This is a genomic window from Staphylococcus sp. LKG4-2 (genome assembly GCF_050955665.1).
Taxonomy (GTDB): domain Bacteria; phylum Bacillota; class Bacilli; order Staphylococcales; family Staphylococcaceae; genus Staphylococcus; species Staphylococcus saprophyticus.
The window spans coordinates 1,288,507-1,300,161 of sequence record NZ_CP194532.1; the positions used below are offsets into that span (position 1 = coordinate 1,288,507).

Consider the following 11,655-nt stretch of genomic DNA (forward strand, 5'->3'; position numbering starts at 1 on the left):
AAAATGACTGAAAATTTAGTTATCATTAATGTTATTCACTTTTTAAGTGAATTTTTAATAATCCTTACTTGAACTTATAAGGAGTTATTGTTAGAATAACCTTTAACATATATTTTATCGCTTTAAAGCAGAATAAAATATTGGTTTTAAAATTTTTCATAGAGGTGAATAAAATGACAGACAAATTACAAGAATACAGAGATGAGATAGTTGAAATTAATGAAAAAATCTTAGGTCTTTTATCTAAAAGAGGTAAGATAGCACAAAAGATTGGTGAAGAAAAACGCAAACAAGGTACACTTGTTTACGACCCACAACGCGAAAAAGAAATGATTAATCAGTTATTAGATCAAAATGAAGGTCCATTTAATGACAATGTGATTAAACAACTATTCAAAGAAATTTTTAAAGCCTCTACTGATTTACAAAAATCTGAAAATGAAAAACATTTATATGTATCGAGAAAATTAAAACCAGAAGATACAATCGTTCAATTTGACAACGGAGGCATCATTGGAGATGGCAACAAATCATTTGTATTTGGTCCATGTTCAGTTGAATCACAGGAACAAGTCGATGCAGTCGCAGCTAATTTACAAGCGAGAGGTGAGAAATTCATTAGAGGTGGCGCATTTAAACCTCGTACATCACCGTATGATTTCCAAGGCTTAGGTGTCGAAGGGCTTAAAATACTTAAAAATACGAAAGATAAATATGGTTTAAACGTTGTAAGTGAAATTGTAAACCCAGCAGACTTTGAAGTTGCTGATCAATATTTAGATGTATTCCAAATTGGTGCACGTAATATGCAAAACTTTGAATTATTAAAAGAAGCTGGTCGTTCAAATAAACCTGTATTATTAAAACGTGGTTTATCAGCAACGATTGAAGAATTTATTTTTGCAGCTGAATATATCGCATCACAAGGTAATGAAAATATCATTTTATGTGAACGTGGTATCCGTACTTATGAAAAAGCAACTAGAAACACGTTAGATATTTCTGCAGTGCCAATTTTAAAACAAGGCACACACTTACCAGTTATGGTAGATGTTACACATAGCACTGGTCGTAAAGATATTATGCTACCTACTGCAAAAGCAGGATTAGCTGTTGGTGCAGATGGTATTATGGCTGAGGTTCACCCTGATCCATCTGTAGCATTAAGTGATAGTGGACAACAAATGGATTTAAATGAATTTGATGCGTTCTATAAAGAACTTAAACCATTAGCTGATATGTATAATAATAAACAACTTAAATAAAGTATTACGTTAATTAAAATGAATGCCTTATAATCCTAACTATTTAGTTAGTATGGATTATAAGGTTTTTTATTTTAAAAACATTTATTAATAATTGGTTTATTTTTAATAAAAAGCGTATGAAATGACGTATCATTCATTAAGTTATAAAAATCGATTAAAGATAAATAGACGTTCATATCATATGAATTGAATTATTTATGAATTTTAAAAACAAAATGATTTTACAATGAGCAAAAATATGGTAAACTTTGAAAATATTATGAAAACAAGTTACAATGATAAAGAAATCGTTTTCAAGGAGGAAAATATGACTGTAACAATATATGATGTAGCTCGTGAAGCTCGCGTTTCTATGGCAACTGTTTCACGTGTTGTCAATGGAAATCAGAATGTTAAGCCGGAAACACGTGATAAGGTTAACGATGTTATCAAAAAATTAAATTATCGTCCGAATGCAGTGGCAAGAGGATTAGCAAGTAAACGTACAACAACAGTTGGCGTAATCATACCAGATATTTCAAATGTTTATTATTCACAATTGGCTCGTGGATTAGAAGATATTGCAACAATGTATAAATATCATTCTATTATTTCTAATTCAGATAACGATCCAAATAAAGAAAAAGAAATTTTCAATAATCTACTTAGTAAACAAGTAGATGGTATTATCTTCTTAGGTGGTACTATTTCAGAAGAAATTAAAGAACTTATTAATAAATCATCTGTTCCAGTTGTAGTTTCAGGAACAAATGGTAAAGATGAAGGTATTTCATCAGTTAATATTGATTTCAAAACAGCAGCAAAAGAAATTACTACTGAATTGATTGAAAAAGGTGCTAAAACATTTGCGTTTGTCGGTGGCGATTATTCCAAAAAAGCACAAGAAGATGTATTGACTGGGCTAAAAGAGGTTTTAGATTCAAATCATCTTGAATTAAAAAATGAACTTATTTTTAATGGCAATGAAACTTACAAAGATGGGCTACGCGCATTTGAATCATTAAAATCTGGAAAACCAGATGCGATTTTGTCAATCAGTGATGAACAAGCTATTGGTCTTGTACATGCAGCACAAGATGAAGGTGTGAACGTTCCAGAGGATGTACAAATCATTAGTTTTAACAACACAAGATTAGTTGAGATGGTAAGACCACAACTTTCAAGTGTTATTCAACCTTTATATGACATTGGGGCAGTAGGTATGAGATTATTAACTAAATATATGAATCAAGAAGAAATTGATGAACCGAATGTTATTCTTCCACATAGAATTGAATATAGAGGGACGACGAAATAAATCGTCAATGCGTTTTAAAGCAAATATATAAATTAAAGCCTACACAAATTATTGTGTAGGCTTTAATTTATACTCTGAGCTAGTACATATTGAAGATGAGCTTTTTTGTATTTATTATATTTTGAAAGGTCATGTATATCTGGGATACGGTGTGAACATGTATTTTTCACCCATAGTAGGGTGATGAATCTAAGCTTAACAGTAAATGCTTCTAAAATTTTTAACATACAATGTTTTAGGCGGATTTCTTCAAAATGACCAAGTTGTTCAAATTATTATTTTAACTATAAATCTTACTATTTAAACCAACTAATTACCTGTTGTGCATGTTTTAAATTGGTAGCTGTAATTTCTTCCTCTCTAGGTATATCGATGTAATTTTCTTTATCATCCTGCCAGTGCTTTGGTAAAGTACAGGTAGCATAAGGTTGCCATTTTTCAAGCCATTGTGAGGGTAATTGACCTTGTGGTGGTGGTGCTTCTATAAGCGCTAGGAATACGTGTGACCAAGCTCTTGGCACTACTTTCCAAATGTTATAACCGCCACCACCAAACATCATGACTTTGCCATTTGTATATGTATCAGCCAAAGATTTAATGATATAAGGAATTTGGTAAAGTGTGTTTAATGTACAACTCATATGTGTTAGTGGGTCCAAATAATGCACATCCACACCATGAACACTAACAATGATATCTGGTTTGAAAGAAGCAATAATAGGTTCAATCGTTTGCTTAAATACCTCTAAATAAGAGCTATCTTCTGTGTATGGTTCTAAAGGAATATTAACTGTATAGCCGAAACCTTGCTCATTACCACGTTCTGTGTAATGTCCAGATCCAGGAAATAGAAATTTGCCTGTTTCATGGATCGAATAAATTAAAGCTTGGTCTTCAGTGTAAAAACTCCACTGTGTACCATCACCATGATGTGCATCTGTGTCTATACATAATACACGTTGATTATAGTGTTTAATCAAGTAAGCAATAGTGATAGCCACATCGTTATATATACAAAATCCATTTGCACGACCTGGTAGACTATGATGTAAGCCACCTCCGAGATGACAACCATTTTTAACGCTTTTATCCATGATAGCATCAGCTAAATTTAACGCACCACCAACAATTCTAGCGCTATGTTGGTGCATCCGTCTAAATTGCAATGTATCATCACCATCTAAGCCATATTTTTTAGCTTCTTGTAAATTTAAAATACCATGGGACGCACGTCTAATGGCTTGTATGTAGTCATAAGAATGTATTAGTGATAATTCCTCATCTGTTGCGATTCTCGGTGTTATGATGTGTTCAGGCTTTAAACTGCCTAGATCTAACAATAATTCTGTAGTTAGTTTTAATCTCATTTGATTAAAAGGATGATCATTGCTAAAACGATATTGAAGTAATTCATTTGCGTATACATAGCCCGTAGTTTGTTGCATATTACTCATAAATTTCTCCCCTTTAAAAGAAAAAGCGATTCATAAATCTGATATTATCAAATTCTTGTAATTGATTGATTGAAATACGTGAACCAATTCTTGCCATTAAACAATTTGCAGGATGACTTGTAATTTCAGGGTCATCAGTAGCAAAAATTTCAAGGCCCCCATAACCCATTAGTTTTTGCATTAGTTTTTTATATTCATATACGTCGAGACCAGAATTTTTTAAATCCCAGTGCCAGTAATATTCTGTAGTTAATACGATATAATCTTCATATTCATCTGCTTTTAAGCTTAATTTGATAAGTTCACTTCCTAAATGTAAATGTCGATAAGGCAAACTGATTTCAATAGCACCAAGTTCGATTAAATAATCTAGATTGCCACTAGACCAACGTTCGAGTGGATCTGGATAGTGATAAGTCACATAACCGATGATATGTTGTGCTTCATGTAAGACATAGATACGACCTTCTTCTAGTTCACTGATTTCTTTTATTGCCTCAAATTGATCTTTAGGTGGTCGAAATGCATATAAACCATCATCAAACGTCATCGTATCGAGTGAAGAAAGTGGTACAGGACCTTCTATTATAAAATCACCTTCATTTAAGTGATAGGTTTGAGATTGATATGTTTTGATATGTTTCATTTTTTCACTCCAAACTACCGCATATAATATAGTCAACAAGTTTGTTATCTACATTATAAGTTAAAAAGAGGAAAAATAACATATAAATAAATACGCTTACACTTATTATTTTGAAAATTCCGATAACATTCGTTATAATAATTTTTAAGCAAGCGATTTCATTCAGAGGGGGATTTAAAATGAAAGTAGAAGTTTATAAAGGTGAAAGTGGAGATTTTAACCTTCAAGACTATGAAAAAGAATACAATCATTTTAACTGGAAAGATGTAGAAAAATCATTTTCATGGTACGAATCTGGCAATGTTAATATGGCACATGAATGTATAGATCGTCATGTGGACGAAGGCAAAGGGGATAAAATTGCCTTACATTATAAAGATGATAAACGTAAAGAAAGTTATACTTTTGAAGAAATGAAAATCAATTCAAATAAAGCTGCGAATGTTTTAAAAGAAAAAGCAAATGTTGAAAAAGGAGATCGTGTTTTTGTATTTATGCCGAGAACACCAGAACTCTATTTTGCGTTGTTTGGAACTTTGAAAATAGGTGCAATTGTTGGACCTCTATTTGAAGCATTTATGGAAAAAGCGGTTGGCGATCGTTTACAAAATAGTGAAGCAAAAGTAATTATTACAACGAATGCGTTACTTCCTAGAATTCCTAAAGAAAATCTACCTCATTTAGAAACAATTGTTGTCGTAGACGAAGCCGTTGATGAAAACTATGTCGATTTTAATAGTGAATTCCAACAAGCAAGTGAGTCATTTGATACAGAATGGTTAACAATGGATGACGGTTTGATACTTCACTATACTTCTGGTTCTACCGGACAACCTAAAGGTGTTTTACATGCACAAAGAGCAATGCTCTTACATTATATATCAGGTAAGTATGTATTAGATTTTAAAGAGGATGATGTTTATTGGTGTACTGCAGATCCTGGTTGGGTCACAGGAACATCATATGGTATCTTTAGTCCTTGGTTAAGTGGTGTAACAAACTGTATTGCTGGTGGAAGATTTTCACCAGAGGCTTGGTACAGTATGATTGAAGAATTTAAAGTTACCATTTGGTATACAGCACCTACAGCACTTAGAATGTTAATGAGTGCAGGGGATGATGTAGTTGAAAAATATGATCTTTCTTCAATCAAGAGTATTTTATCTGTTGGCGAACCTTTAAATCCAGAGGTCATTAAATGGGCAAAAGATGTCTTTGGCAAACGTGTACTCGATACGTGGTGGATGACAGAAACTGGTGGTCATATGATCGTCAATTATCCTTCTATGGATGTAAAATTAGGCTCAATGGGTAAACCTTTACCAGGGGTAGAAGCAGCAATCATTGATGATCAAGGTAATGAATTACCAGCGAATCGTATGGGTAATCTAGCGATTAAAAAAGGTTGGCCATCTATGATGGTGTCCATTTGGAAAAATCCAGAGAAATATGATTCTTATTTCATTGGAGATTGGTATGTATCAGGCGACTCTGCATATAAAGATGAAGATGGCTATTATTGGTTCCAAGGCCGTGTTGATGATGTGATTATGACAGCTGGTGAACGTGTTGGCCCATTTGAAGTTGAGTCTAAATTGGTTGAACATGAAGCAGTAGCTGAAGCGGGTGTAATTGGTAAGCCAGATCCAGTTCGTGGTGAAATTATCAAAGCATTTGTGGCGTTACGACCTGATTATCAAGAATCAGATGAACTTAAAGAAGAAATTCGTAAGTTTGTAAAAGAAGGCTTAGCGGCACATGCTGCACCAAGAGAAATCGAATTTAAAGAAAAATTACCAAAAACACGTTCAGGTAAAATCATGCGTCGCGTATTAAAAGCATGGGAATTAGATCTGCCAGAAGGCGATTTAAGTACTATGGAAGACTAGTATAAACGATAAAAGACGAGTTGAATTTACATGCTAAAGTGAAATCATATTTAATTTATTATCGTAGCTATCAAATACAATTGTATAAATGATTAAAATGAAACAAAAGCTATATCCTTAAACATTTAAAGGGTATAGCTTTTATTAATTTAAAATAATACCAACTTAGCAATATTTAGCCTATTAACAATAAGTCGTTAATTGATTCAAGATAGTGATTTAAAGTAATTAGCACTGCAATTTAAAATTTTAGTTTCTTCATTTACATAAATGGAAGTACTGAAAAAAATTTATAGAAAGCAGATGTATTAAGCATTATGATAAACTACGATATCTAAGTAAAGTAAGTTACCATGATTAATGAATTAAAACTCATAGCGACATATGGTGTAATAGTGCAATATAAGTATATGTTTTTAGTTTAAATTTACAATTTTACACATATAAATTTGAAAGCGCTATCTCTATTTGTCGACAATGCTATTTAAGTTGGTTAAAATTAACTATGTAAGGAATTATTTTTTATCAGTAGTATATATCACTAGCATATAAAGATTATTGATTTAAAAATTTATTTTAAGAAGGGGCGAATGAATTTGGCACATTTATCTGATTTAGATATTGCAAATCAATCAACATTAAAACCGATAGGAGAAATTGCTGAGAAGGCGGGAATTCCTTCAGATGCACTAGAACCTTATGGACATTATAAAGCGAAGATTGATATTAATCAGGTACAACAGAATAATGGCAAAGGTAAAGTAGTGTTAGTTACTGCTATGAGTCCTACGCCTGCTGGTGAAGGTAAATCAACTGTTACGGTTGGTTTAGCAGATGCATTCAATCAACTTAAGAAAAAAGTAATGGTCACACTTCGTGAACCAGCATTAGGGCCAACATTCGGTATCAAAGGTGGTGCCACTGGTGGTGGTTATGCACAAGTATTACCTATGGAAGACATTAATTTACACTTTAATGGTGACTTCCATGCGATTACTACAGCGAATAACGCATTATCTGCATTTATCGATAATCATATTCATCAGGGAAATGAATTGGAGATTGATCAAAGACGTATCGAGTGGAAACGTGTATTAGATATGAATGACCGTGCGTTACGTAATGTGATTGTTGGACTAGGTGGTCCTACACAAGGTGTACCACGTGAAGATGGTTTCAATATCACGGTCGCTTCAGAAATAATGGCCATTTTATGCCTAGCTAACGATATAAACGACTTAAAATCTAAAATAAGTAATATTACAATCGGTTATACACGTAGTCGTAAGCCAGTAACCGTTGCTGACCTAAAAGTTGAAGGTGCGTTAGCGATGATTTTAAAAGATGCGATTAAACCGAACTTGGTACAAACAATTGAGGGAACACCTGCATTAGTACATGGAGGCCCATTTGCCAACATTGCACATGGTTGTAATTCAATCTTAGCTACAGAGACAGCTAGAGATTTAGCAGATATTGTAGTTACAGAGGCTGGCTTTGGATCTGACTTAGGTGCAGAAAAATTCATTGATATCAAAGCGCGTGAAGCAGGTTTTGAACCATCTGCCGTAGTTGTCGTTGCAACAATTCGTGCTATTAAAATGCATGGTGGTATAGCTAAAGATAACTTAAAAGAAGAGAACGTAGACGCATTAAAACAAGGTATCGTAAACTTAGAACGCCATGTGAAAAACGTTAAAAAATATGGCTTAGAACCGGTAGTTGCATTAAATGCGTTTGTACATGATACAGAAGCAGAAACTGAATTTGTTGAACAGTGGGCCAAAGAAAATGGCGTGCGTTTAGCTCTAACAGAAGTTTGGGAAAAAGGCGGTAAAGGTGGTATCGATTTAGCTAACGAAGTCTTAGAAGTCATCGATCAACCACAAGATTTCAAACATTTATATGAATTAGAACAACCGTTAGAAGATAAAATTGAAACCATTGTAAAAGAAATTTATGGTGGTGCCAAAGTTGCATTTAGTAGTAAAGCTCAGAAACAATTAAAACAATTTAAAGAAAATGGTTGGGATAACTATCCTATTTGTATGGCTAAGACACAATATTCATTTACGGATGATGCTACAGAGTTAGGTGCACCAGAGGGTTTTGAAATTACTATTCGTGAATTAGAAGCAAAAACAGGTGCAGGATTTATTGTTGCTTTAACAGGTGCAATTATGACAATGCCAGGTTTACCTAAAAAACCAGCAGCATTAAATATGGATGTTACAGATGATGGACATGCAGTAGGTTTATTCTAATAGTTTAACGGCACAATGAAATGTTGTTAACAGACATTTTTATTAACTATAATGGCAATCTAATGTGCTCGCGCATTAGGTTGCTTTCTTAATTTATTGTCTATACGCTTACGATGTTAAAAGTCACATACTACTTTAAAATTTCGTAGGCATAGATATGACTCTAATCTAAAACTATAAAAAATCGCTATGAAATAATTAACTGATACAGATTATTTTATAGCGATTTTTATGTATTTATTTTGTCATTAAATGCTTTTTGATATCAAATTTTTCTGATTGATTAAATTCATGCTGTGTTATTTTCTTTTCAACTAACATACGTTTTAATACATAATGTTGTCTATTGATGCCTATTTGAATTTGATCATCTGGTTTGAGGACACCATCTTCTTGATAAGGTGTGTAATAATAAGGACTTTGTAATAAACCAATGAGGTATGCAGATTCAGCAATATTAACTTCTGAAGGTGGCTTTCCAAACAAACTATAGGAAGCTGATGAAATACCAGATATATTAGCTCCATTATAATCACGACCAAAAGGTACAATGTTTAAATATGTATATATAATTTCATCTTTTGTTAGTAAGGTTTCAGCGCGCATAGACAACACAAGCTCATTTGCTTTTCGATCATAAGTTTTTTCGTTGGTTAAGACTTGATTCTTTACTAATTGTTGAGTAATTGTACTGCCGCCCGTTGCTGCATCGGTATTAAATAAATCCTGTCCAACTGCTCGCAGTAATGCTTTAGGTAAAATACCATTATGTCTATAAAATAAGCTATCTTCGGAAGCTGTTAATGCTTTAATTATATTTTTATTAACATTTTTAGGACCCACTATTAATGGGTTTAATGATTGGTTATATTCGGAAAGGATATGTTGATTACTATAGTTAATATCCTGAGTACCGGGAATATTAAGCAATTTCAATCTTAGTGTATTATCAGATATGTGTTCTGATTCTTTAGTGATGCTTTGAAAATAAAATACAGTAATGACTAATAGTATGATTAAGGTACATGTAAGAATCGTAAAAAAACCAATAAAAATATGTTTGAGTTTTTTGTAAATGATTTCAAATTTTTCATACTTTGATATTTGCGGTTGATGTTGTAAATTATTTTCAACTTTTTGGTGCGTCATATGTTGCCTCCTTATTTAAGCAACATTATAACACAATTTATGTTATTGACTTTTAAATTATAGTTAATTATAATAAGTATCAATTCGATATCGTTTTTGGATAGAGGAGAAGTAGCGTTTTGTGTAAACTAAAGAGAGTTAGTGGTTGCTGTGAACTAATGTTACATAATTTGTGAATACACCTTAAGTTTTTAATGAATCCAAACGTTTTAGTTAATGAACGTATCATTAATAAAGTTATTTGACTTAAAGTATGGTGGTACCGTGCGCATGCGCCCTTACATTAATTTGTAAGGGCGTTTTTCTATTTTTTTAGAAATCTATATATGTTGCAATTTAACACATACTACTTAACTCGAACTTTTATTCAAAGCGATATCTTAATTAATACAGGAGGTTGATACAATGACAAACGCACTATTAGAAGATTTAAAATGGAGAGGTTTAATCTATCAACAAACAGATGAGTCTGGAATAGAAAACATCTTGAACAAAGAGCAAGTGACATTATATTGTGGTGCAGATCCAACAGCAGATAGTTTGCATATCGGTCATTTATTACCATTTTTAACACTACGCCGCTTTCAAGAGCATGGACATCGCCCACTTGTATTAATTGGTGGTGGGACAGGTATGATTGGCGATCCTTCTGGTAAATCTGAAGAACGTACTTTACAAACTGAAGCACAGGTCGAAACAAACGTACAAGGTATCAATAAACAAATGCATAAAATATTTGAATTTGATACTGAAAAAGGTGCAAAACTTGTTAATAATAAAGATTGGTTAGGACAAATTTCTTTAATCGACTTTTTACGTGATTATGGTAAACATGTAGGTGTGAATTACATGTTAGGTAAAGATTCTATTCAAACACGATTAGAGCACGGTATTTCTTATACTGAATTCACATATACAATTTTACAAGCGATTGATTTTGGTCATCTTAATAGAACGTACAATTGTAAGGTACAAGTAGGTGGCTCAGACCAATGGGGTAACATTACAAGTGGTATAGAGTTAATGCGTCGCATGTACGGTCAAACAGAGGCTTATGGGCTTACTATTCCTTTAGTAGTAAAATCAGACGGCAAAAAGTTTGGTAAAACTGAAGGGGGCGCTGTTTGGTTAGATGTAGCAAAAACCAGTCCTTATGAATTTTACCAATTCTGGATTAACACGACAGATGATGATGTTATTAAATTCTTGAAATACTTCACTTTCTTAGAACAAGAAGAAATTGAAGCTTTAGAAAAATCATTAAATGAAGCACCACATTTACGTGAAGCGCAAAAGGCTTTAGCAGAAAATGTTACGCGTTTTATACATGGTCAAGATGCATTAGATGACGCTATTCGTATTTCACAAGCGCTATTTGCTGGTGATTTACAATCACTATCTGCCTCAGAATTAAAAGAAGGCTTTAAAGATGTACCTCAAGTAGAATTAAGTAGTGAAACTAGAAATATTGTTGAAGTCATTGTTGAGACTGGTATTTCATCTTCTAAACGCCAAGCACGAGAAGATGTAAACAATGGTGCTATCTATATTAATGGTATCAGACAGCAAGATGTAAATTATGAACTTACAAGTGAAGATAAAATCGAAAATGAATTCACGATTATTCGCCGTGGTAAGAAAAAATACTTTATGGTTAATTACAAATAACATATTTAAACATGATCGCC

Annotated in this window: 8 protein-coding genes; 5 read left to right on the forward strand and 3 right to left on the reverse strand. The window is 32.9% G+C overall.

What is annotated here, in order from left to right; translation table 11 throughout:
- Positions 1-173: 173 nt before the first annotated feature.
- Together ACM6UH_RS06440 and ccpA are read left to right on the forward strand one after the other, a co-directional pair.
- Positions 174-1,265: a bifunctional 3-deoxy-7-phosphoheptulonate synthase/chorismate mutase gene (locus tag ACM6UH_RS06440; protein ID WP_061046331.1), complete on the forward strand. Its 1,092-nt coding sequence runs from the start codon at positions 174-176 to the stop codon at positions 1,263-1,265.
- Between the two features lie 310 nt (positions 1,266-1,575).
- The gene (ccpA, locus tag ACM6UH_RS06445) at positions 1,576-2,565 is read left to right on the forward strand and encodes a catabolite control protein A (RefSeq protein WP_433911943.1); all 990 of its coding nucleotides are present in this window, start codon (positions 1,576-1,578) and stop codon (positions 2,563-2,565) included.
- Positions 2,566-2,861: 296 nt separating this feature from the next.
- Here ccpA and ACM6UH_RS06450 read toward each other — a convergent pair whose 3' ends face one another.
- On the reverse strand, positions 2,862-4,019 hold the full coding sequence (locus ACM6UH_RS06450; RefSeq protein WP_011302874.1) for an acetoin utilization protein AcuC: 1,158 nt from the start codon (positions 4,017-4,019) through the stop codon (positions 2,862-2,864).
- A 13-nt stretch (positions 4,020-4,032) separates the two neighbouring features.
- Positions 4,033-4,665, reverse strand: a complete 633-nt coding sequence (locus ACM6UH_RS06455; protein WP_002483009.1) for a hypothetical protein — start codon at positions 4,663-4,665, stop codon at positions 4,033-4,035.
- Between the two features lie 179 nt (positions 4,666-4,844).
- Here ACM6UH_RS06455 and acsA point away from each other — a divergent pair, with 179 nt between their 5' ends.
- Together acsA and ACM6UH_RS06465 are read left to right on the forward strand one after the other, a co-directional pair.
- On the forward strand, positions 4,845-6,554 hold the full coding sequence (acsA, locus tag ACM6UH_RS06460) for an acetate--CoA ligase (protein WP_047504087.1): 1,710 nt from the start codon (positions 4,845-4,847) through the stop codon (positions 6,552-6,554).
- Positions 6,555-7,150: 596 nt separating this feature from the next.
- A complete protein-coding gene (locus tag ACM6UH_RS06465) occupies positions 7,151-8,818 on the forward strand; it encodes a formate--tetrahydrofolate ligase (protein ID WP_048787023.1) in 1,668 nt (555 codons plus the stop codon).
- Between the two features lie 237 nt (positions 8,819-9,055).
- On the opposite strand, the gene ACM6UH_RS06470 is transcribed toward ACM6UH_RS06465, so the two are convergent.
- A complete protein-coding gene (locus ACM6UH_RS06470; RefSeq protein WP_047504083.1) occupies positions 9,056-9,967 on the reverse strand; it encodes a biosynthetic peptidoglycan transglycosylase in 912 nt (303 codons plus the stop codon).
- Positions 9,968-10,372: 405 nt separating this feature from the next.
- On the opposite strand from ACM6UH_RS06470, the gene tyrS reads away from it, so the two are divergent.
- Positions 10,373-11,635, forward strand: coding sequence for a tyrosine--tRNA ligase (tyrS, locus tag ACM6UH_RS06475; protein ID WP_048787022.1), 1,263 nt, complete (start codon positions 10,373-10,375; stop codon positions 11,633-11,635).
- Positions 11,636-11,655 lie beyond the last annotated feature (20 nt).